This is a genomic window from Bradyrhizobium sp. JYMT SZCCT0428 (assembly GCF_018131075.1).
Taxonomy (GTDB): domain Bacteria; phylum Pseudomonadota; class Alphaproteobacteria; order Rhizobiales; family Xanthobacteraceae; genus Bradyrhizobium.
Genome location: NZ_JAFCLS010000010.1, coordinates 66,148 through 87,650, shown reverse-complemented (window position 1 = coordinate 87,650; position 21,503 = coordinate 66,148). Strand labels below are relative to the sequence as shown.

Below are 21,503 nucleotides of genomic sequence, written 5' to 3'. Positions count from 1 at the left end.
GCGAAGTTGCGGCCAACTCACTGCACCCCACGAATTCGTTCGATGAGCTGCGCCATCGCGGGGTCTTGCTGCGCCTTGGTGTAAATCCCCGCCATCGCCGCCTCGAGCGGCTTGCGGTCGAAATCGCTGACGATCTTGACGCCGGCGTCTTCCGCCTGCTTGCGCGAGCGCTCTTCGAGATCGCGCCATTTCTCGCGCATGAATCGGCTCGAACGCATGGCGGCTTCGCGGAAGACCTTCTGGTCCTCGGGCGACAGGCCAGACCACGCCTTTTTCGACATGACAAGCACTTCCGGGCTCATCGTATGTTCCGTGAGGGTGTAGAAGCCGGCGAATTTGTAGTGATCGGTGGTGACAAAGGACGGCCAGTTATTCTCCGCGCCGTCGATCAATTTGGTCGAGAGTCCGGTCAGCACCTGACCGTAGGGCAGTGCGACCGGATCGGCGCCGAGCGAGCGGATCATCTCGACCATCTGCTCGGATTGCTGTACCCGAATCCGCAAGCCCTTGAGGTCGGCCATCGAGGTGACCGGGCGGACGTGGTTGTAGATCGAACGGGCGCCGGAATCGTAGAACGCGAGGCCGACGAAGCCGTAAGGTTCGAAGCTGTCCAGGATCTCGCTGCCGATCGGACCATCCAGCACCTTCTGCAAATGCTCGATGGAGCGGAACAGAAACGGCATCGCCAGCACATTCATCGCCGGCACCATGGTCCCGATCAATGCGACGTTGGTACGATTGATATCGATGGCGCCTGCGCGGGTCTGCTCTAGGGTTTCCTTTTCCTCGCCGAGCTGGCGCGAATGGAACACCTTGATCGCGTGGCGGCCGCCGGTGCGTTCCGCAACCAGGCTGCCCATGTAGTGCAGCGCCTGCACGGTCGGATAACTCTCGTTCTGGGTATCGGCGGCGCGAAATTCGCGCGCAAAAACGCTCGTTGCGGCCGCTGTCAGGAACAACGCCAGAACAAGCATTATGATCCGCGAAAGGTCGGCGCGGCGATACACAGGCAACAAATCCCCTTGTGAAGAAGTCTGCGGCGGGAAGAAAAGGTTCAATATTTTTTTAGCAGAAAGCACCCACACTTGGCTATCCGGAGCCGCTTCAATCGTTAATTGTGCGGTGCGACGGCGGTAGTGGATTGAATCGGCGGGCGCGGGCATCTATGAGGGCGCAGCGCGCAGATTTGATTGCGGTCCTGACAAGCGGTTTTGGCAAAGTGATTCATCGGTGAAATCGGTCTTGAGGTTGTTTCAGTTCGTCGCGCTCGCACTCACCGTGCTGGTATCTCCGGCGCAGGCGACCACCGAGATCATGTGGTGGCACGCGATGTCGGGTGAACTCGGCAAGCAGCTGGAGAAGCTCGCGACCGATTTCAACGCCTCGCAATCGGACTACCGGATCGTTCCGACCTACAAGGGCAATTACACCGAAACGGTGACGGCGGCGATTTTCGCCTTCCGTTCGCGCAGCCAGCCCGCCATCGTTCAGGTCAACGAGATCGCGACCGCGACTATGATGGCGGCAAAGGGCGCGATCTATCCGGTGTTCGAGTTGATGCGCGACCAGTCGGAGCCGTTCTCGCCGGCGGCCTATCTGCCAGCTGTCGCCGGCTATTATTCCGACGTCGCCGGCAACATGCTGTCTTTCCCGTTCAACGCCTCGACACCGATCCTCTACTACAACAAGGACCTCTTCCGTGCCGCCGGTCTCGATCCCGAAGTGGCACCGAAGACCTGGCCCGAGGTTGGGGCCGCGGCGAAGAAACTGCGCGCGGCGGGCGCGGTCTGCGGCCTGACCACCTCCTGGCCTTCCTGGATCAATGTCGAGAATTTTTCGGCATTCCATAACCTGCCGCTGGCGACCAAGGGCAACGGGTTTGGCGGTCTCGACGCCGAGCTGACCTTCAACAACCCGACCGTGGTGCGCCACGTCACGCAGCTGGCGGAATGGCAGGCTACGAAAGTGTACGACTATAGCGGCCGCGGCCAGTCGGCCGAACCGCGCTTCCAGAAGGGCGAGTGCGGAATCTTCATCGGCTCGTCGGCGACCCGCGCCGACATCAAGGCCAATTCGAAATTCGAGGTCGGCTACGGACTGATGCCGTATTACCCCGACGTCAACGGCGCGCCGCAGAACACCATCATCGGCGGCGCGACCTTATGGGTGCTGCGGGCCCGGCCAAGTGCTGAATATACCGGGGTCGCGAAGTTTTTCGCGTTTCTGTCGAAGCCGGAAGTGCAGGCGGCCTGGCACCAGAACACCGGCTATCTGCCGATCACCCGCGCCGCCTTCGATCTCTCACGTGCGCAGGGGTTCTATGATCGCAATCCGGGAGCGGCGATCTCGATCGAGCAGATGACCTTGAAGCCGCCGACCGAGCACTCCAAGGGAATCCGGCTTGGCTCGTTCGTGCTGATCCGCGACGCGATCGACGAGGAACTGGAGCAGGTCTTCAGCGGCAAGCGAACCGCGCAAGCCGCCCTCGACCTCGCCGCCGAGCGCGGCAACCGTCTGCTGCGCCAGTTCGAGCGGGCGAATCCGGACAGGTAGTTCGTCATTCCGGGGCACGCGAAGCGTGAACCCGGAATCTCGAGATTCCAGGTCTGGTCCTTCGGACCATCCCGGAATGACGGGGGACAAAGTTTCGCGCATCATGATGTCAGCTCTGCCAGTTCTTTCCGATTTTCAAGCTTTCCACGCCTGGCGTATCGACCAGTCCCGATGGCTCCCGGTGGTAGCAGACATTGCGCATGGCCATGGCTTGAAGCCGGCGGCGCCGCATGTTTTCGCGACTGGTACCAACCTTGTCGTCGGCCTCGGCGATGAACTGATCCTGAAGCTCTTTCCGCCGATGCTTCGCGGCCAGTTTGTCTCCGAGCGCGCTTCGCTGAGGCAGTTACGCGGACAATTGAGCATCCCGATTCCGGAAATCCTGTTCGAGGGCGAGCGCGACGGCTGGCCCTATCTCATCATCACGCGGCTGCATGGTGTCGTCGGCTCCGAGGTCTGGCCGATGCTGCCTGAAGACCAGAAGCAACGCGTGCTTGGGCAGATCGGCGCTGTTATCGCCGAAGTGCAGCGCGCCCCGCTCGGTGAACTCGCAAACATCGAGCCGCAATGGGACCGGTTCATATCCAGGCAAATCGAGGGCTGCCGCGCCCGGCACGAGCGCCTCGGAATGTCGGAGAAGTTTCTCGATGGTTTCGACGACATCCTGCGCGATGCCGCGACGCTTATTCCGCTGGACAAGCCGCCGGTCATCCTGACCGGCGAATACATTCCGGAGAACTTCCTGTTGCGCCGGGAGAGGACCGGATGGCGCCTGTCGGGGCTGTTTGATTTCGGCGACGTGATGACCGGCTGGGGCGAATATGACCTGCTCGGTCCGAGCGCGTTCATGGCCGCGGGAAACCCGCGGCGGATGTGCAGCCTGTTCGAAGGGTTCGGATACGTACCCGCCGACATCAATCCGGCCATGAAACGGCGGCTGATGGCGCTGATGCTGTTGCATCGGGCCAGCGATCCGGTCCGGCATATCTGCATCGAAGACTGGCAAGACAAGGTCGGCAACCTCTCCGAATTGCAGGACCTGGTTTGGCCGGTCTGACGGGTGCGACCAAATCGCACATCAAAGAGGCGCGCAAAATATTTGCATAATAGGTGAGCAAATCTGCCTCTTTGTATGCAATTTGAGGCGGCGTTTCCGTAAAGCCGATTCCACCAGATATTCAATATTTCTATGTAATATCAATCACATAGAGGAAGATTAGCTCTTCATTAAGGTTTGGCACGAACCTTGCGATTCCCAGTTCCAAAGCCGTTCCCTCAGGCGTTGGAGCATCACATGAAGCGTCGCGATTTCCTCAAATCCGTCACCGGGGTTGCCGCGGGCGCGCTGGTGCCGGCGCCAGCCATTTTCTCTCCCGCCAGGGCTGACGCGCGGTCGGAGACGCTTCTGATCGTCTCGGAAGGCGGTCCCAACAACCTCGACATCCATGGCGTCGGCACCAACGTGCCCGGCTACGAAGTGTCGTGGAATTGCTACGACCGCCTGATCACCCACGAGATGAAGAGCGGTCCCGGCGGCGTGCCGTATTACGACCGCGACAAGTTCAGGGGCGAACTCGCCGACGACATGAAGATCGACGACATGTCGGTGACCTTCAAGCTGAAGAAGAACGCGAAATTTCATGACGGCACGCCGGTCGCGGCCAAGGACGTCAAATGGTCGCTCGATCGCGCGGTCTCGGTCGGCGGCTTCCCGACCTTCCAGATGAGCGCAGGCTCGCTGACCAAGCCCGAGCAGTTCGTTGTCGTCGATGACAACACGCTGCGGGTGGACTTCGTCAAGAAGGACCGCCTGACGATCCCCGATCTCGCAGTCATCGTGCCCTGCATCGTCAATTCGGAGCTCGTTAAGAAGAACGCCTCCGAGAAGGACCCCTGGGGCCTCGAGTATACAAAACAGCAGACCGCGGGCTCGGGCGCCTACAAGCTGTCGAAGTGGACCGCCGGCACCGAAGTCATCATGGAGCGCAACGACGCCTGGGTCGGTGGCCCCCTGCCGAAGATCAAGCGCGTGATCTGGCGCATGGTGCCGCAGGCCGGCAACCGTCGCGCGCTGCTGGAGCGCGGCGACGCCGACATCTCCTATGAACTGCCGTTCAAGGATTTCCAGGAGATGAAGGCCAACGGCAAGCTCAACGTGGTGTCGTTGCCGTTCTCCAACGGCATCCAGTATATCGGCATGAACGTCACCAAGCCGCCGTTCGACAATCCCAAGGTGCGCCAGGCGATCGCCTACGCGCTGCCTTATCAGAAAATCATGGATGTCGTGCTGTTCGGCCTCGCCAATCCGATGTTCGGCGCGCCCGCCGACAAGGTCATCGAAGTGGCGTGGCCGCAGCCGACCAAATATTCCACCGATATGGCCAAGGCGAAAGCGCTGCTCGCGGAAGCCGGCTATGCCAGCGGTTTCGATACCACCATCTCGTTCGACCTCAACTTCGCCGGGGTCAACGAGCCGCTCTGCGTGCTGGTGCAGGAGAGTCTCGCCCAGATCGGCATCAAGGCCACGATCAACAAGATCCCTGGCGCCAACTGGCGCACCGAGTTGAACAAGAAGGAAATGCCGCTCTACACCAACGTGTTCTCGGGCTGGCTCGATTACCCCGAATACTTCTTCTACTGGTGCTATCACGGCAACAATTCCGTCTTCAACACCATGAGCTACAAGTCGCCGGAGATGGACAAGCTGATCGACGGCGCGCGCAACGCGGCCTCGACCGGCGACAAGGCGGCCTACGACAGCGACGTGAAGGGCTTCGTCGATCTCGCCTACAAGGACATCCCGCGGATTCCGCTGTATCAGCCCTTCGTCAACGTCGCGATGCAGAAGAACATCTCGGGCTATCAATACTGGTTCCACCGCCGTCTCGATTATCGTGCGCTGGTGAAGGCGTAATCCGCCATGCTGACCATGATCGGCAAGCGGCTGATGTTTGCGATCCCGTCGCTGATCGGGGTCGTGATCGTGACGTTCCTGCTGACGCGGGCGCTGCCCGGCGACCCCGCCGCGTATTTTGCCGGGCCCGCCGCGACCAAGGAGGCGGTCGAGCAGATCCGGAAAAAACTCGGCCTCGACAAGCCGCTGATCGAACAGTTCTTCCGTTACACCAACGATCTCGCCCATGGCGATTTCGGCAATTCGCTGACCACCGGCCAGCCCGTCGCCGCCGAAATCCGCAATCGCCTGCCGGCTTCCGCCGAGCTGACGCTGCTCGGCCTGTTCGTTTCCATCGTGATCGCGATCCCGCTCGGCGTGCTGGCCGCCACCCGGCCCGGCTCGTGGATCGACCACCTCTGCCGGATAACGACGACGGCCGGAGTATCACTGCCGGTGTTCTTTACCGGCCTGGTGCTGGTCTACATCTTCTATTTCCGGCTCGGCTGGTCGCCGGCGCCGCTCGGCCGGCTCGATGTGTTCTACAGCGCGCCGCCGACAGTGACCGGGTTTTATCTGATCGACACGTTGATCGCGCGCGATTTCGAGGCGTTTCGTTCCGCGCTGAGCCAGCTGATCCTCCCCGCAACGACGCTGGCGATCTTTTCGCTGGCCCCGATCGCACGCATGACGCGGGCCTCGATGCTGGCGGTGCTGGCCTCGGATTTCGTCCGCACGGCGCGCGCCAGCGGCCTGTCGCCGGGCACCGTGATCGTTACCTATGCTTTCCGCAATGCGATGCTGCCCGTGATCACCACGCTCAGCATGGTGTTCTCGTTCCTGCTCGGGGCCAACGTGCTGGTGGAGAAAGTCTTCGCCTGGCCCGGCATCGGCTCCTATGCGGTCGAAGCCCTGATCTCGTCGGACTTCGCGCCGGTGCAGGGTTTCGTGCTGACCATGGCGGTCATGTACGTGCTGCTCAATCTGATCATCGACATTCTGTACGGCGTGATTGATCCGCGCGTGAGGTTGGAGGGGTAATAAGCATGAGCACCGTTGCGCCTGCCGTTGAACCCGCCGGTCCCGCGCGAACCTCGGGACTAACAGCGATCTTCGAACACACCCGCTATGTGCTCGGCGAGAACCGCGTCACCGCCTTCGCCTTCGCCCTGTTGATCGTGATCCTGTTCGCCGCCGTGTTCGGGCCCTATATCGTGCCCTACGATCCGCTCGCCAGCGACACGTCAGCGGCATTGAAGGCGCCGTCGGCGGCGCACTGGTTCGGCACCGATCAATTGGGCCGCGATATTTTCAGCCGCGTCATCGTGGCCACACGGCTGGATGTGTTCATCGCGGTGGCTTCCGTGGCGCTGGTGTTCCTGATGGGCGGCCTTGCCGGTATCGCCGGCGGCTATTTCGGTGGCTGGACCGACCGCATCGTCGGCCGCATCGCCGACACCATCATGGCGTTTCCGCTGTTCGTGCTGGCGATGGGCATCGTCGCCGCGCTCGGCAATACCGTGCAGAACATCATCATCGCGACCGCGATCGTGAATTTCCCGCTCTATGCCCGCGTCGCCCGCGCCGAGGCCAATGTCCGGCGCAACGCCGGCTTCGTGCAGGCGGCGCGGCTGTCGGGCAATGGCGAGTTCCGGATTCTGCTGGTGCACATCCTGCCCAACATCATGCCGATCATGATCGTGCAGATGTCGCTGACCATGGGTTACGCGATCCTCAATGCCGCCGGCCTGTCGTTCATCGGCCTCGGCGTGCGGCCGCCGACGGCGGAATGGGGCATCATGGTCGCGGAAGGCGCCGGCTTCATGGTGTCGGGCGAATGGTGGATCGCGTTGTTCCCGGGCCTCGCACTCATGATCGCGGTGTTCTGCTTCAACCTGCTCGGTGACGGTCTGCGCGATATCGTCGATCCGCAGCGCAGAACTTGAGGGCGAGCCAATGACCGCGCAGCCATTGCTCGACGTCAACGACCTCACGGTGGAATTCGCCACGCGGCGCGGCATCGTCAAAGCGGTGCAGCACGTCAACATCTCCGTCGCCAAGGGTGAGACGCTCGGCATCGTCGGCGAGTCCGGCTCCGGCAAGTCCGTGACATCTTACGCCGTGATGCGGATCCTCGACCGCGCCGGCAAGATCGCCGAGGGCTCGGTGATGTTTTCCGGCATCGACGTCAAGGCCGCGACCGAGAACCAGATGCGGGATTTGCGCGGCCGCGAAATCTCGATGATCTTCCAGAACCCGCGGGCGGCGCTCAATCCGATCCGCAAGGTCGGCGACCAGATTGAGGACGTGCTGCGCCAGCATGTGCAGTCGGCGGCCAGTTATCGCGGCGAGAAGGCGATCGAAGCGCTGGAGCAGGTCAAGATCGCGCGGCCACGCGAGCGCTACCATGCCTATCCTTTCGAGCTCTCCGGCGGCATGTGCCAGCGCGTCGTGATCGCGCTGGCGCTGGCCTGCAACCCGCAGCTTCTGATCGCGGACGAGCCGACCACCGGCCTCGACGTCACGACGCAAAAGGCCGTGATGGATTTGATCGTCGAGCTCACGAAACGGCGCGGCATGTCGACCATCCTGATCACGCATGACCTCGGCCTCGCCGCCGCCTATTGCGACCGCGTGGTGGTGATGGAAAAGGGCCGCGTGGTCGAGACCGCGAAATCCGCCGACATCTTCGCCAACCCCGAACATGCCTACACCAAGAAGTTGATGCGCGCGACGCCGCGGATCGGCGTCTCCTTGCGCGATCTGTTGCCGGAAGAAGACGCGGCGGTGTTGCCGGCGCTGACGCCAGCGGCTCCGGTCGGCAGCGAAACCAAGCCGCTGCTGTTGGTCGAGAAACTGGTGAAGGAATATCCGCGCCAGGGCGCCACGGCTGTTCTCGGCAAATTGTTCTCGCGCAAGCCGCCGGTCGAGGCCGAACTGTTCCGTGCGGTCGACGGTATCAGCTTTACGGTCGGTCACGGCGAGAGCGTCGGCCTGGTCGGCGAATCCGGCTGCGGCAAATCCACGACGTCGATGATGGTGATGCGGCTTCTCGACCAGACCTCCGGTCGCATCGTGTTCGACGGCGACGAGATCGGCGCCATGCTGCCCAACGCCTTCGCGCGGCTGCCGCTGCGCAAGAGCATCCAGATGGTGTTCCAGGATCCGACCGACAGCCTCAACCCGCGCTTCACGGCGGCGCGCGCCATTGTCGATCCGATCATGCAGCTCGGCGACATCAGTGGACGCGATGCGCTGCGCGCCCGTTGCGAGGAACTCGCCGGGCTGGTCGGTCTCCCCATTAATCTGCTCGATCGCTTTCCGCACCAATTATCCGGCGGCCAGAAGGCCCGTGTCGGCATCGCCCGCGCGATTGCGCTGCACCCAAAACTCGTGATCCTCGACGAGCCGACCGCAGCGCTCGACGTCTCCGTGCAGGCGGTGGTGCTCAATCTGCTGCAGGACCTCAAGTCGTCCTTGGGCATGAGCTATCTGTTTGTCTCCCATGATTTGAATGTGGTGCGCCTGTTGTGCGATCGTGTCATCGTGATGCGCGCGGGACGAATCGTGGAACAGGGCTCGTCCGAACAGGTCCTGGGCAATCCGCAGGACGCCTATACAAAGGAGCTGCTGACGGCGATCCCGCATCCGCCGTTGCCGGTTCACTGATAAACCTGAATGGGAGCGAAATGGCCGAACCCCTGGACGACTATATCGACGCCGTCGCGAAAGCGCTGGCGTTGCCGGTGGAAGATTCCTGGCGGCCGGCGGTGCGCGCGAACCTCGACGTATCGCTGAGACTGGCGCGGCTGGTCGATGAATTCGCATTGCCCGACGAAACCGAGCCCGCCAGTGTCTACGCAGCCTGATCGCGCCATGACTGCTCGAGAAATCGCGCAGGCCGTGGCTGGCGGCAGGATGACCGCACTCGCCGCGACCGAAGCTGCGCTGGCGCGGATCGCAAAGCATGATTCCGTTCTGAATTCCTTCACTGACGTCACCGCGGATCGCGCACGTGCGAAAGCCCGCGCCGTCGATGCGGCGGTTGCGGCGGGACAGAAGGTGGGCCCGCTCGCGGGCGTGCCGTTCGCGGTGAAGAACCTGTTCGACGTCGAGGGCCTGCCGACGCGCGCGGGCTCGAAGATCAACCGCGACCTCGCGCCGTCCTCGCGCGATGCCACGCTGGTCGAGCGCATGGAGGCGGCGGGCGCGGTGCTGGTCGGCGCGCTCAACATGGGCGAATACGCCTACGATTTCACCGGCGAGAACGTCCATGACGGCCCGTCGCGCAATCCGCACGATCCGACGCGCATGACGGGCGGTTCTTCCGGCGGCTCCGGCAGTTCGGTCGGCGGTGGCCTGGTGCCGATCGCGCTGGGATCGGATACCAACGGTTCGATCCGGGTGCCGTCGTCGTTCTGCGGGATCTTTGGCCTGAAGCCGACCTACGGCCGGCTGTCGCGGGCGCGCTCGTTTCCGTTCGTGGCGAGCTTCGATCATCTCGGACCTTTTGCGCGGAGCGTCGGCGATCTCGCGCTGACCTATGATGCGATGCAGGGGCCTGATGCCGATGATGCCGCGTGCTCGACGCGGCCGGTTGAGCCGGTGATGTCGCAGCTCACGCAAGGCATCGGCGGCCTGCGGGTCGCGATTGCCGGCGGCTATTTCCAGAAGAATGTGTTTCCGGAGGCAGTCGAGGCCGTGGCGCGCGTTGCCAAGGCTCTCGATGCGACCCAGACGATTGAAATTCCCGAAGCTGCGCGCGCCCGGGCCGCAGCTTATGTCATCTCCACTACCGAGGGCGCGTCGCTGCATCTTGATCGCCTGCGCAAGCGGCCGAACGATTTCGATCCCGCGGTGCGCGATCGCCTGATCGCGGGTGCGATGGTGCCCGCGCCGCTGGTCGATCGAGCGCAGAAATTCCGCCGCTGGTATCGCACGCAGGTGCTGGAACTGTTCAAATCGGTGGACGTAATCATCGCGCCGGCGACGCCCTGCACCGCGCCAAAACTCGGGCAGGTGACCTTCAAGCTCGACGGCGTCGAACTGCCGGTGCGCGCCAATATCGGCATCCATACCCAGCCGATTTCGTTCATCGGACTGCCCGTGGTCGCGGTGCCGGTGCCGCTGGAGCCGATGCCGATCGGAGTCCAGATCATCGCCGCACCGTGGCGCGAGGATATCGCGCTTCGCATCGCCCATGCGCTGGAGCAATCCGGCGTTGCTGCGGCGCCTGCGCCAATAGGAATTTAGCGAGGAATTTGACCATGGATATCGATCTTCCCGACGTGCTCGCCGAGGTGTCAGCGCAGTTCGCGCGCTATGAAGCGGCGCTGGTGTCGAACGACGTCGCGGTGCTGGATGAATTGTTCCGCAACGATCCCCTCACATTGCGCTACGGCATCAACGAAAATCTCTACGGCTATGAGGCGATCATGGCGTTCAGAGCCGGCCGCTCGCCAGTGGGGCTGATGCGCACGACCGACAAGACCGTGATCACCACCTATGGCCGCGATACCGCTGTCGCCTCGACGTTGTTTTATCGCGACGCGTGGGGCGGCAAGAAGGTGGGGCGGCAGATGCAGACCTGGATACGGTTTCCGGAGGGGTGGAGAATCGTCGCCGCCCATGTCAGCATCATCGACGAGCCGGCATCGTAAGGGGATCTGAGTCGAAAGGACTTTGGGACAAACGACATGAGCCTTGACGATCTTCCAACGCGCATCCCGCAAGCCGGCCTGGAGTCCGAGCCGGTGGTGCGGCGCGTCGACCGCGCCTCGCCGCAGGCGGACAAGGTCACGCGCGCGGAGGAATTGCGGCTGCAGCTTGCCGACGAGATCGTGCGCGGCGTGCTGGCGCCGGGATCGGGGCTGGACGAGACCGATATTGCGCGGCGCTTCAGCGTGTCGCGGACCCCGGTGCGCGAGGCGCTGCGGCAGCTGGTAGCGAGCGGCCTGGTCGAATCCCGCGCCCATCGCGGCGCCGTGGTGGCGCAGCCCTCGATCGAGCGGCTAACCGAAATGTTCGAGGCGATGGCGGAGCTGGAAGCGCTGTGCGCGGGACTTGCTGCGGAGCGGATGCCGGCGGCGGACCGCCAGAAGCTGGAGGCGATCCACGAGGAGCTGCGAGTCTTGAGCTATGCCGGCAATCCGGAGCGGTTCCACGAAGTCAACGAGCGTTTTCACAACGCGATCTATGCCGGCTCGCAAAACGGCTATATCGCCGAGATGACCCTGGCGACCCGGGTGCGGGTGCAGCCGTTCCGGCGCGCCCAGTTCCGCAATCTCGGGCGGCTCGCCAAATCGCACGCCGAGCACGACCGCGTCGTGGTCGCGATCATGCGCGGCGACAAGGCCGGCGCCGCGGCCGCGATGCGCGCGCATATCGAGCTGGTGCGCGGGGAGTACGAGCTTTACGCGGTGTCGCACCCGTAGAGGCGCGATCTCTGTCCGTCATTCCCCGATGCGCAATTGCGCATCTGAGGGCGCCGCAACGCGGCGAACATGGAATCCATTTCTCCGCAGGGACGGTGCGGCGCTTGAAAGAAGGACCAACTTGTTGGAGGCATGGTTCCGGGTTCGCGCTTCGCGCGCCCGGAATGACGGCTTACACCTTCTGCGCCATGAACGCGCGCCAGCCGCCGAATGCGGAAATATCACGGGCGCCGCTCACCGCGGCGGGTTCGACCAAAAACCCCTTCACGCCGCGGCCGTCCGCGAGACGAATGGTGCCGATCGACAGCGGTGGCGGAATCGCGGCGACGAATTTTCCAAATGCGGCCGCCGATAGCGCCCACAGCTCCAGCTTGATCGACGACCCCGCGCCAGCCTCGACGCGCAGCATGCCGGGTTTGGGCGGCGTGGTGTCGAGCGCATAGAGCTTGTAGTCCGGCGCGGTCGAGGCTTCTTCCAGCAGGCGTCCGCCGAGATCAGTCAGTTCGCCGTTCAGCGCCATGCCGGAGAGATGCGCGCCGACCGCCGCGATCGCGATTTCGTCGCCGCTCAGTTGCGATGACGGCGCTGCTAGCGGCGGCTGGGCCAGGCCCTTGGCACCCATCTTCAGTCCCGTATCGGCATGGAAGGCGCGGCCGATACTGGCGAGTTGCGCGTCATGTCCGGCGGGCGCCAGCAGCGTGATGCCGAACGGAACGCCATCGGGCCGCATCGCCGCCGGCAGCGCCAGCCCGCAGAGATCGAGCAAATTGACGAAGTTGGTGTAGGTGCCGAGCCGGCTATTGAGTTCGATCGGATTGGCGAGCACTTGCGCGGTCGTATAGGCGGTCGGCGCGGTCGGCAGCACAAGCGCATCGATATTGCCAAAAGTGCGCTCGGCGACGCGCCGCAGCGCCTGCAAACGATAGAGCGCGGCGAACGTATCGGCCGCGGTCGGCCGCGCGCCGGCTATGGTAATCTCGCGCGTGACGGGATGAATCGAATCCGGCGACGACGCCAGGAGATCGCGGATCACCAGATAACGCTCGGCGACCCATGGTCCCTCATAGAGCAGCCGTGCGGTTTCATAAAACGGTTCGAGATCAAATTCGACCAGGGTTGCGCCAAGCGATATCAAGCGCTTCAGCGCTTCGCCATAGGCCTGCTCCGACTCGCGATCACCGAAGAAGACCAATTGACCGCTGCGGGGGACACCGAGCCGGAGCTGCCCGGGGAAAGCCGTGACCGCGCCGATCGGCCGGTCGCGCGAAAACGGGTCGGCGTCATCAGGCCCGGCCATCGCTGATAGTGCCACCACGGCGTCATCCACTGTGAGCGCGAACACCGAAATGCAATCCAGCGTCCGGCAGGCCGGCACCAGCCCGGCATTGGAGATCAGCCCGAGGCTCGGCTTGAGACCGACGATGTTGTTGAGCATCGCCGGCACACGGCCGCTTCCTGCCGTGTCGGTGCCGAGCGCCAGCGGCACCAACCCGGCTGACACCGCGACTGCCGATCCCGAACTCGATCCGCCTGGAATGAGATCGTTGCGGACCGGATTGACCGGGATGCCATAGGGCGAGCGCACGCCGACCAGGCCGGTCGCAAACTGATCGAGATTGGTCTTGCCGATGATGATGGCGCCGGCCGCGCGCAGTTTTGCGACCGCGGTCGAGTCCCGCGTCGGCAGATAGGAAAACGCCGGACAGGCGGCCGTGGTCGGCAGGCCCAGCGCGTCGATATTGTCCTTCACCGCGACCGGCACGCCCAGCAGCGGAAGCGTCGCTGCATCCTTTGCACTCAGCGCTTCGGCTTCCGCCATCGCGTCCTTTTCGTCGCGCAGGGCGATGAAAATCGCGGGATCGTTGTGGTCGCGTATGCGCTGATAGCTGCGCGCGACGGTTTGCGCCGGCGTCATGGTGCCGGCGCGGTGCGCGGCGACGATCGCAGCAACGGTTTCAATCACGTGATGCCCGTCCTGGTTGGCTGAGATCAGTCACCATCGACTGACCAAAGCGAGGAGTTCTATCCGGATTGAAGCAAGCGATGTGCCATTGTGTACAATTGGGGATGCAATCGGAGAAATGAAAATAGGTGTGCAATACCGGTACCTTAATCTGATCGTCGGGAGTCGGTGCGGACTCGCTCTCGCGGCACGAAGCTTTACAATTGCCTAATTTATAGGCGATGCCGTTAATCTCGAAATCACTGGCTGAAGCGAACCGGGGCGAGCATCTTCCGCGGCCAGCTTTCAATGTAGTCCAGCAGACGCCCGGCGGCGCCGGCGGCGGCCTCGGCATCACCGCGGGCGATGGCGCGAGCAATCTCGACGTGATGCTCGACGCCTTCGCCCGGCAAGGTCCGCCCGTGATGCATGAACCAGTAGCGGCGATTCAGCGTCGTGATCAGCTGCATCATGGATGCCGCGATCGGATTGCGGCACGCCGCGAGACAGAGATCGTTGAACTCCGCGTCCAGGCGGGCAAAGCCGTTGAAGTCCTCGATCGCGAGTGAAGATGCCATTGCGTTCGCGATCCGCTCGAACGCCTGCCGTTCTTCGGTATTGGCGCGGATGGCAGCGGTGCGGACCACCAGGATTTCGATCGGCCGGCGCGCCTCGATCACGTTCAGTTCCTCGTCGGGCCGGCTGTCGGCGACGATGCAGCCACGCCGCGGCAGGATCTGCAGCAGCCGTTCGCGGGCGAGCCGCTGCATGGCTTCGCGAACCGGCGTGCGGCCGATGCCGAGTTGCTTTGACAGTGCCGCTTCCGAGACCACCGTCCCCGGCGCAAGCGCCAGCGTCGCGATCATTTCCTCAAGCTCGCGATAGGCGTGCTCCGTCAGGTTCGCGAGGTCGTTTCGCTTGGGCGAGGGCTTCCTGGGGCGACGCATGCTGCCTCCCTAGCACGGCGGTTGACTGTCGTCGATTGATATACTACTGATATATCAGATATCGACAGCCTATCGCGACGGTGCAACGCAGGTAGGGGAGAAGAAACATGACGCTTCGGCCTCCGGTCACCGATTGGACCAGCGATTGGGATCATCTCGATCCGTCGTGGCTGTCCGATCCCTATTCGATCTGGCGCGAATTGCGCGAAGCCTGCCCGGTGGCTCACACCGGCCGTTATCGCGGCGTGTATTTCCCGACCCGCTACAGCGATATCCGCGAGATCGCCTACGATCCTGCAAATTTCTCCTCACGCCGGGTCGTCGTCCGCGAAGGCGATTACCGCGTCAACTCGCCACCGATCACATCCGATCCGCCGGATCACCGGCCGCTCCGGATGGTGCTGATTCCACCGTTCACGCCGCAGGCCGTCGCCGCGCTCGAAGGCCGGACCAGAGCTGTCTGCAACGAATTGATCGATGCATTCATTGAAAACGGTATCGGCGACGGCGCGGTCGATTATGCGCAGCATATTCCGGTGCGGATCATCGCCCACATGCTCGGAATCCCCGCGTCCGACGGCGATCGCTTTCGCGGCTGGATCACCATGGCGCTGCAGGACGGCATCACCAATCAGGCGGTGTTGAAGCAGGCGGAGGAGGAGATGTCGGCCTATTTCGCCGAACAGATCAAGCAACGCCGCGGGCAATTGGGCGAAGACCTCGTCAGCTTCCTGATCCAGGCGCGGCAGCCGAACGGCGAAGCCTTCTCCGACCATCAAGTGCTCGGCGCGCTGCGCCTGCTTCTGGTCGCCGGAACCGATACCACATGGAGCGCGATCGGCTCGGCAATCTGGCATTTGGCGACCGTGCCGGCTGATCGCGAGCGGCTGGTCAGGGAGCCGGAACTGATCCCCACGGCGATAGAAGAATTGCTGCGGGCGTATGCACCCGTCACCATGGCGCGCGAGATTGTTGATGACGTCGCGGTCGGCGGCTGTCCGATGAAGCGGGGCGAGATGGTGCTGGTCTCTTTCCCGGCGGCCAATCGCGATCCCCGCAAGTTTCCCGACGCAGACAAGGTCGTGATCGATCGCAAGGAAAATCCGCACGTCGCGTTCGGACTCGGCATCCACCGCTGCATCGGCTCCAACCTCGCGCGCATGGAGATGCGGGTGGCGGTGGAAGAGTGGTTGCGGCGGATTCCGGAGTTTCGGCTCGACCCATCCCGGCCGATGACCTGGTCGCAGGGTACCGTGCGCGGGCCGCGCCTGCTGCCGATCGTGTTTGGCTAAATCATCCGCCAAGGAACTGGAGCTAGCGATGTCATACTCATTCGACCGCCGCCACGATATTCTGATCGAGGCGCCGCCGGAGGCGATTTACGACTACGTCTGCAATCCGAATTCCTGGCCGGAATGGCTGGCTGCCTCACATCGTATCGATGGCGCCGATCGGGCGCTCGCAACTGGTGAAACCTTTCGCGAGCAATGGCACATCAGGCGCGGCGAGGTGGTGCTGGACTGGAGCGTCACCGAGAGCGATCGCCCGAATGCCTGGACCGTGCAGGCCGCAACCGACTTCATCGGGCCAATCGTGATTCGCTACACCTTCGAACGTGCCGGCGATGTCACCAAATACACGAGGCATCTGCGAAACCCCGCCCGGCCCTCCGCACCGAGCGACGCGCAACTCCAGCGTATGGATGAAGAAGCCATCATTGGGCTGGCTAACATCAAACGGCTGGTCGAGCAGCGTTGGGCGGCGCAATCGGCGAGCCAGCGCGCATGAACGGGCGCATCACGGTGCGGGTCGTTCCGGACAAATGCCAAGGGCATGCCCGCTGCCACGCGCTTGCGCCGGAACTGTTCGAACTCGACGAACTCGGCAATGCGCGAGCGACGAGCCGTGTGCTTGTCCCGCGCGAATTCGAGGACAAGGCGTTTACCGCGCAGTCCAACTGTCCGGAGGGCGCGATCGTCATCGAGGACAGTGCCGAGAGCTGAGGCCAAAGGGCGCAAAGCCATGGACGGTGCGCTCAGGTGAACGCTGACAGAATCCGGAGCAACTGCTCCCGGTTCTCGGCCCCGATCTTCTCGGCCACGTGACGTTCATGTTCGGCCGCGAGCAGCTTGAACTGCCGCAGCGAGGCCTGGCCGCGCGCGGTCAGGTGCAGCGCGTGGGAGCGGCGGTCGGTCCTGGATTGGACGCGCCGCACCAGCTTGCGGTCTTCGAGACTGTCCAGGAGGTGCACCAGCCGGGCGCGCTCGATGCCGAGCCGTTTGGCGACCGCCATCTGGCTCAGGCCCGGATTGGCGCCGATCACCGTCAGCACCGAATATTGCGTCGGCTTGATATCGACCGCCGCCAGCGTCCGGATGAAATCCTGAAAGATCCAGATCTGGAAGCGCCGCACCGCGTAGCCGGCATGGCCGATCAGCCCGTCGAGGCCGACCTCGATATCCTGCTCCTGGTGGCGTGCCTGGCCATTTCCGCCGCGCTTGCCGTTCGCGGAAACTGGGGTTTTCAAGGCTGGTTGGGCCGCTCTGCTCGACACATGTTTCTCCCCGCGTCGCTCTCCTTCTAGCGCTTTGCGGCCGGGAAGGAAATATTGTTGTTGACGACAACAATTGTTGCGACCAACAATATGCGCAAGAGCGGCCCACAGAGGCCGGCGGCCGACGGGCCGCGCGAGGAGGAAACCGATGACGACCGCCGCCGCCACAGGCCCCGACCCATCCGATGCGCTGTTTGCGAAGCCCGCGATCTCTGCCGAACGCCGCACGGACGGCAGCATCATCCTGAAATCGACGGCGCCGTTGAAGAAAAGTGCGCGCTGCGTCGGCGACTGGCTGGAACACTGGGCCCGGCAGACGCCGCAGCGGATTTTCCTTGCCGACCGCAAGACGCCAGATGCGCCGTGGAACACGGTCACTTATGCCGATGCATTGCGGCAGGTCCGCTCGGCCGCGGCGTGGATCTTGGCGCAGGAGCTGAGCGCCGAACGGCCATTGGTGATCCTGTCCGACAACAGCGTCGACCATGCATTGTTCGCGCTGGCTGCTCAGCATGTCGGCGTGCCCTCGGCGGCGATCTCGCCGGCCTACTCGCTGATGTCCAGGGATTTCGATAAGCTCAAGGGCATGATCAGTCTGCTCGGGCCCGGCGCGATCTATGTCTCCAGCACCAAACCATTCGCGGCGGCGCTCGCGGCCATCGCACCGCTGCACTCGGCTGCGATCGTCAGCAGTGATTCCAGCGATAGCGATGTGATCCCATTCCCAAAGGTCGCGGCGACACCGGAAACGCCGGCCGTCGAACAAGCCTTCAAGGCCGTGACGCCGGACACAATTGCAAAGTTCCTGTTCACTTCGGGTTCGACCGGCACGCCGAAGGCTGTGATCAACACCCAGCGCATGCTGACTTCGAGCCAGCAGGCCAAGGCGCAGACCTGGACGTTCCTCGAGGCGGCGCGTGACGATCTCGTGATCCTCGACTGGCTGCCGTGGAGCCACACGTTCGGCGCCAACCACAATTTCAATCTGGTTCTGCGCAACGGCGGCACGCTCTATGTCGATGGCGGCAAGCCGGCGCCGGGGCTGTTCGCGACTTCGCTGGCTAATTTGCGCAGCGTGATGCCGACGGTCTATTTCAACGTGCCGCGCGGTTTCGACATGCTGATCGCGGCGCTCCGCGGTGACGACGAACTGTGCGGCAAGTTTTTCAGCGAGGTGAAGTTCGCGTTCTATGCCGGCGCCGCGCTGCCGCAGAATCTCTGGGACGCACTGGAAGAGCTTTCGATCAATACGGTCGGCCGGGCGCTGCCGATGGTGTCGGCGTGGGGCTCGACCGAAACCTCGCCGCTCGCCACCGACTGCCATTTCCAGGCCAGGCGCTCCGGCAATATCGGCGTGCCGATATCAGGCACCGAACTGAAGTTGGTGCCGTCCGGCGACAAGCTCGAGGTGCGGGTGCGCGGACCGAATGTCACGCCCGGCTATTGGAAGGCGCCGGAACTCACCGCGCAGGCGTTCGATGCGCAAGGCTTTTATTTGATCGGCGACGCCGTGACCTTTGCCGATCCCGAGCGGCCAGAACTCGGATTGTTTTTCGACGGCCGCGTCGCCGAGGATTTCAAACTCAATTCCGGCACCTGGGTCAATGTCGGCACGTTGCGCGTCGCCGGCATCGCGGCACTCGCGCCGCTGGCGCAGGACATTGTCGTCACCGGTCATGGCGGCGATGAAGTGCGTTTTCTGGTGTTCCCCAACATCGCCGCCTGCCGGGCCCAAGCCGGTCTGCCCGACAACGCCGCCGCCGATGAGGTCATCGGCCACGAAAAAGTTCGCGCCGCGATCGGGCAGGGTCTCGCCAAACTGAAAGCGCAAGGCGGCCATTCGTCCGGCCACGCCACGCGCGCGCTGCTGCTGGCTGAACCTGCTTCCGTCGATGGCGGCGAGATCACCGACAAGGGCTACATCAACCAGCGCGCGGTGCTGACCCGCCGGGCAGGCGCGGCGGCGACGCTGGACGACGGCGCGTCGATCGAGTGGATCGGCTGCGCCGGCTAAGCGTCAAGCGGTTTCGCTTCGCGAAAGCTCGCGCCGGTAGGCCTCGACCAGCCGCGTCAGCATGTGAAGAAATGCCGCCCGCTCTGGCTTGCTGAGCGGGGCGAGCGTGTGTTCATTGAAGATCTCGCCAGCCCGGCTTGCTTCATCGGCCCGCCTTTGCCCGGCCGCGCTGAGCGAAAGCTCGACCGCGCGCTTGTCGCGGGACGATCGCTTGCGCCTCACGATACCGGCCTCTTCCATGGCAGACAGGATCTTCACGAGGTTGGGCAGTTGCATCTTGAGCACGGCGGCGAGTTCGCTCTGCGTCACGGCCTCGTTGTCGCGCACCGTCATGAGGATGGAATATTCGACCGGCGACACTTCCAGCGCCTGGAAGTGCCGAAAAAAAGCTTCGAAATTCAAGAGCTGCAGGATCCGGATCATGAACCCGGGTGTCTGCTGTAACGCGCTCAGATCGAGCGACTTTTTCCTGTCATCGACGGTTTCAACCAGCGGGTATTTTTTCGCCGCGGCGCGGCTGCGGGGCTTTTGCATTGGTTCGGTGATTCCCGGTCGAGATTGACTCTCCGAAAAATACTTATATTATATAAGTAATTTCGGCAGCGTGAAGATTGCCTTTTGGAGTTGTAAACACAGGGAGGTCCGGATGGGTCATGTTTTTTCGCGGCTGAAGACGCCGCTGGTTGCTGCGGCCGCGGTCCTGCTGGTCTCGGGCGCGCAGGCGCAGGAGAAAGTCCGCATCGGTATCCTGAACGATCAGTCCGGCGTGTTCGCGACCTACCAGGGCATCGGTTCGGTGGTCGCGGCCCAGATGGCGGTCGAGGATTACGGCGGCAAGGCCGCCGGCAAGGTCGTGGAGGTGGTCGCGGCCGAGCGTCGGCATCGCGCGGCGCTGGTATGAAAACGAAAGCGTCGATGCGATCTTTGATCTGCCGAACTCGGCGATCGCGCTCGCGGTCGCAGGCATCAGCGAACAGAGAAACAAGGTGTTCATCGGCTCCGGCGCCGGAACCGTGCTGCTGACCGGGGCGAAATGCACCCCCAACACCGTGCACTGGACCTACGACACCTACGCCTATGGCCACGGTCTTGGCAAGGCGGTGGTGGCGAAGGGCGGCAAGAAATGGTTCTTCCTGACCGCCGACTATGCGTTCGGTCACGACCTGGAAAAGCAGGCAATGGAAGCGGTCAAGGCCGCCGGTGGCGAGGTGGTCGGCGCCGTCCGCCATCCGCTGGGGACGGCGGATTACGCCTCCTTCCTGCTGCAGGCGCAAGGCTCGGGTGCTGATATCGTCGGCATCGCCAATGCCGGCGACGACACCATTACGTCGATGAAGCAAGCGGCCGAATTCGGCCTCACGCAGAAGCAGAAGCTGGTCGGCCTGATCCTCGGCATGAACGGATTGCCGGCGCTGACGCTGAAGGCGGCGCAGGGCGCGCAGATCATGAATCCGTTCTACTGGGATCTGAACGACGGCACCCGCCGCTTCGCCGCAAAGTTTGCCGAGCGCCACCCGCAGAAGAACTATCCCAACGACATGCAGGCCGGCGTCTACGCCTCTGTGATTCACTACCTCAAGGCCGTCGACAAGGCCGGCGGCGCCACCGACGGCAAGGCGGTTGTCGAAGCGATGAAGGCGATGCCGACCGACGATCCCTTATTCGGCAAGGGCTTCATTCGCGCCGATGGACGAAAGATCCATCCGCTCTATCTGCTCGAGGTCAAGAAGCCGGATGAGTCGCAGTCGAAATGGGACCTTTTGAAAGTGGTCGGCACGATCAAGGGCGAGGACGCGTTCCGGCCCGAGAAGGACGGCGGCTGTCCGCTGTCGAAATAGAAGACCCGCGGCGCTTTCTCGTCATGGCCGGGCTTGTCCCGGCCATCCACGTCTTTCTTGCCTAATGGATGCAAAGACGTGGATGCCCGGCACAAGGCCGGGCATGACGAGCTTTTAACCCATTATCGATCTTCGCCAGAAAGCCGGTGGCCAAAGTTCCCGACCGAGCATTTCGTTGCCTTAGCAAGACTCTATTGTTGCCATGGCAACTAATTCGTGACAGTCTCGCGATCAATGATGGCCACAAAAGCAGTCCAACTGCCGGGTCTCGCAGGGAGGTATGGATGGGCGAAAGCCAAAGCGGGTCACGTAACGCCGCCGCGTCGCG

19 protein-coding genes and 1 pseudogene are annotated in these 21,503 nt (G+C 63.2%); 15 read left to right on the top strand and 5 right to left on the bottom strand.

The window, feature by feature from the left end:
- Positions 1–17: 17 nt before the first annotated feature.
- Entirely contained in the window at positions 18–1,013 is a 996-nt protein-coding gene (locus JQ575_RS12540; protein WP_212033499.1) for a TRAP transporter substrate-binding protein, read from the bottom strand.
- A gap of 301 nt (positions 1,014–1,314) precedes the next feature.
- Here JQ575_RS12540 and ugpB point away from each other — a divergent pair, with 301 nt between their 5' ends.
- From ugpB to JQ575_RS12490, 10 genes are all read left to right on the top strand, one after another.
- Positions 1,315–2,553: a sn-glycerol-3-phosphate ABC transporter substrate-binding protein UgpB gene (ugpB, locus tag JQ575_RS12535; protein ID WP_249166621.1), complete on the top strand. Its 1,239-nt coding sequence runs from the start codon at positions 1,315–1,317 to the stop codon at positions 2,551–2,553.
- Between the two features lie 103 nt (positions 2,554–2,656).
- Positions 2,657–3,610, top strand: a complete 954-nt coding sequence (locus JQ575_RS12530; protein WP_212033591.1) for a phosphotransferase — start codon at positions 2,657–2,659, stop codon at positions 3,608–3,610.
- Between the two features lie 237 nt (positions 3,611–3,847).
- Positions 3,848–5,467, top strand: coding sequence for an ABC transporter substrate-binding protein (locus JQ575_RS12525; protein ID WP_212033497.1), 1,620 nt, complete (start codon positions 3,848–3,850; stop codon positions 5,465–5,467).
- Positions 5,468–5,473: 6 nt separating this feature from the next.
- Positions 5,474–6,487, top strand: coding sequence for an ABC transporter permease (locus JQ575_RS12520; protein WP_212033496.1), 1,014 nt, complete (start codon positions 5,474–5,476; stop codon positions 6,485–6,487).
- 5 nt (positions 6,488–6,492) lie between these two features.
- Positions 6,493–7,392 (top strand): ABC transporter permease, encoded by a 900-nt coding sequence (locus tag JQ575_RS12515; protein ID WP_212033495.1) that lies wholly within the window; start codon positions 6,493–6,495, stop codon positions 7,390–7,392.
- A 10-nt stretch (positions 7,393–7,402) separates the two neighbouring features.
- On the top strand, positions 7,403–9,115 hold the full coding sequence (locus JQ575_RS12510) for an ABC transporter ATP-binding protein (RefSeq protein WP_212033494.1): 1,713 nt from the start codon (positions 7,403–7,405) through the stop codon (positions 9,113–9,115).
- 20 nt (positions 9,116–9,135) lie between these two features.
- Complete coding sequence (locus tag JQ575_RS12505) at positions 9,136–9,315, top strand: DUF4089 domain-containing protein (RefSeq protein ID WP_212033493.1); 180 nt, start codon at positions 9,136–9,138, stop codon at positions 9,313–9,315.
- Positions 9,316–9,322: 7 nt separating this feature from the next.
- On the top strand, positions 9,323–10,699 hold the full coding sequence (locus JQ575_RS12500) for an AtzE family amidohydrolase (RefSeq protein ID WP_249166613.1): 1,377 nt from the start codon (positions 9,323–9,325) through the stop codon (positions 10,697–10,699).
- A gap of 14 nt (positions 10,700–10,713) precedes the next feature.
- Positions 10,714–11,106, top strand: coding sequence for an oxalurate catabolism protein HpxZ (gene hpxZ / locus JQ575_RS12495; protein ID WP_212033491.1), 393 nt, complete (start codon positions 10,714–10,716; stop codon positions 11,104–11,106).
- Positions 11,107–11,142: 36 nt separating this feature from the next.
- Positions 11,143–11,880 carry a GntR family transcriptional regulator gene (locus JQ575_RS12490; protein WP_212033490.1) on the top strand — a complete coding sequence of 246 codons (738 nt, stop codon included), beginning with the start codon at positions 11,143–11,145 and terminating at the stop codon, positions 11,878–11,880.
- A 172-nt stretch (positions 11,881–12,052) separates the two neighbouring features.
- Here JQ575_RS12490 and atzF read toward each other — a convergent pair whose 3' ends face one another.
- Together atzF and JQ575_RS12480 are read right to left on the bottom strand one after the other, a co-directional pair.
- On the bottom strand, positions 12,053–13,843 hold the full coding sequence (gene atzF / locus JQ575_RS12485; RefSeq protein WP_212033489.1) for an allophanate hydrolase: 1,791 nt from the start codon (positions 13,841–13,843) through the stop codon (positions 12,053–12,055).
- Positions 13,844–14,082: 239 nt separating this feature from the next.
- The gene (locus JQ575_RS12480; protein WP_212033488.1) at positions 14,083–14,769 is read right to left on the bottom strand and encodes a GntR family transcriptional regulator; all 687 of its coding nucleotides are present in this window, start codon (positions 14,767–14,769) and stop codon (positions 14,083–14,085) included.
- 107 nt (positions 14,770–14,876) lie between these two features.
- On the opposite strand from JQ575_RS12480, the gene JQ575_RS12475 reads away from it, so the two are divergent.
- Genes JQ575_RS12475 through JQ575_RS12465 form a run of 3 tightly spaced genes read left to right on the top strand, consistent with a single transcriptional unit; the run spans position 14,877 to position 16,772 of the window.
- Positions 14,877–16,061 (top strand): cytochrome P450, encoded by a 1,185-nt coding sequence (locus tag JQ575_RS12475; RefSeq protein ID WP_212033487.1) that lies wholly within the window; start codon positions 14,877–14,879, stop codon positions 16,059–16,061.
- Positions 16,062–16,089: 28 nt separating this feature from the next.
- Positions 16,090–16,557: an SRPBCC family protein gene (locus tag JQ575_RS12470; RefSeq protein ID WP_212033486.1), complete on the top strand. Its 468-nt coding sequence runs from the start codon at positions 16,090–16,092 to the stop codon at positions 16,555–16,557.
- Positions 16,554–16,772, top strand: coding sequence for a ferredoxin (locus JQ575_RS12465; protein ID WP_212033485.1), 219 nt, complete (start codon positions 16,554–16,556; stop codon positions 16,770–16,772). The genes JQ575_RS12470 and JQ575_RS12465 overlap by 4 nt, the downstream gene beginning before the upstream one ends.
- Positions 16,773–16,804: 32 nt before the next feature.
- On the opposite strand, the gene JQ575_RS12460 is transcribed toward JQ575_RS12465, so the two are convergent.
- Positions 16,805–17,296: a MarR family winged helix-turn-helix transcriptional regulator gene (locus tag JQ575_RS12460; protein ID WP_212033590.1), complete on the bottom strand. Its 492-nt coding sequence runs from the start codon at positions 17,294–17,296 to the stop codon at positions 16,805–16,807.
- 175 nt (positions 17,297–17,471) lie between these two features.
- Between JQ575_RS12460 and JQ575_RS12455 the strand changes: the two genes are divergently transcribed.
- Positions 17,472–19,337: a feruloyl-CoA synthase gene (locus tag JQ575_RS12455; RefSeq protein ID WP_212033484.1), complete on the top strand. Its 1,866-nt coding sequence runs from the start codon at positions 17,472–17,474 to the stop codon at positions 19,335–19,337.
- Between the two features lie 3 nt (positions 19,338–19,340).
- On the opposite strand, the gene JQ575_RS12450 is transcribed toward JQ575_RS12455, so the two are convergent.
- The gene (locus tag JQ575_RS12450; RefSeq protein WP_212033483.1) at positions 19,341–19,871 is read right to left on the bottom strand and encodes a MarR family winged helix-turn-helix transcriptional regulator; all 531 of its coding nucleotides are present in this window, start codon (positions 19,869–19,871) and stop codon (positions 19,341–19,343) included.
- Positions 19,872–19,983: 112 nt separating this feature from the next.
- Between JQ575_RS12450 and JQ575_RS12445 the strand changes: the two are divergent.
- Positions 19,984–21,175: pseudogene (locus JQ575_RS12445) on the top strand (ABC transporter substrate-binding protein).
- The last annotated feature ends 328 nt before the right edge of the window (positions 21,176–21,503 follow it).

Coding starts and splice junctions, on each gene's coding strand:
- JQ575_RS12455 (WP_212033484.1), top strand. CDS start 17,472: ATGACGACCGCCGCCGCCACAGGCCCCGACCCATCCGATGCGCTGTTT.
- JQ575_RS12480 (WP_212033488.1), bottom strand. CDS start 14,769: ATGCGTCGCCCCAGGAAGCCCTCGCCCAAGCGAAACGACCTCGCGAAC.
- JQ575_RS12525 (WP_212033497.1), top strand. CDS start 3,848: ATGAAGCGTCGCGATTTCCTCAAATCCGTCACCGGGGTTGCCGCGGGC.
- JQ575_RS12530 (WP_212033591.1), top strand. CDS start 2,657: ATGATGTCAGCTCTGCCAGTTCTTTCCGATTTTCAAGCTTTCCACGCC.
- JQ575_RS12470 (WP_212033486.1), top strand. CDS start 16,090: ATGTCATACTCATTCGACCGCCGCCACGATATTCTGATCGAGGCGCCG.
- hpxZ (WP_212033491.1), top strand. CDS start 10,714: ATGGATATCGATCTTCCCGACGTGCTCGCCGAGGTGTCAGCGCAGTTC.
- JQ575_RS12490 (WP_212033490.1), top strand. CDS start 11,143: ATGAGCCTTGACGATCTTCCAACGCGCATCCCGCAAGCCGGCCTGGAG.
- JQ575_RS12505 (WP_212033493.1), top strand. CDS start 9,136: ATGGCCGAACCCCTGGACGACTATATCGACGCCGTCGCGAAAGCGCTG.
- JQ575_RS12475 (WP_212033487.1), top strand. CDS start 14,877: ATGACGCTTCGGCCTCCGGTCACCGATTGGACCAGCGATTGGGATCAT.
- JQ575_RS12450 (WP_212033483.1), bottom strand. CDS start 19,871: ATGCAAAAGCCCCGCAGCCGCGCCGCGGCGAAAAAATACCCGCTGGTT.
- JQ575_RS12465 (WP_212033485.1), top strand. CDS start 16,554: ATGAACGGGCGCATCACGGTGCGGGTCGTTCCGGACAAATGCCAAGGG.
- JQ575_RS12520 (WP_212033496.1), top strand. CDS start 5,474: ATGCTGACCATGATCGGCAAGCGGCTGATGTTTGCGATCCCGTCGCTG.
- JQ575_RS12515 (WP_212033495.1), top strand. CDS start 6,493: ATGAGCACCGTTGCGCCTGCCGTTGAACCCGCCGGTCCCGCGCGAACC.
- JQ575_RS12510 (WP_212033494.1), top strand. CDS start 7,403: ATGACCGCGCAGCCATTGCTCGACGTCAACGACCTCACGGTGGAATTC.
- ugpB (WP_249166621.1), top strand. CDS start 1,315: ATGTGGTGGCACGCGATGTCGGGTGAACTCGGCAAGCAGCTGGAGAAG.
- JQ575_RS12500 (WP_249166613.1), top strand. CDS start 9,323: ATGACTGCTCGAGAAATCGCGCAGGCCGTGGCTGGCGGCAGGATGACC.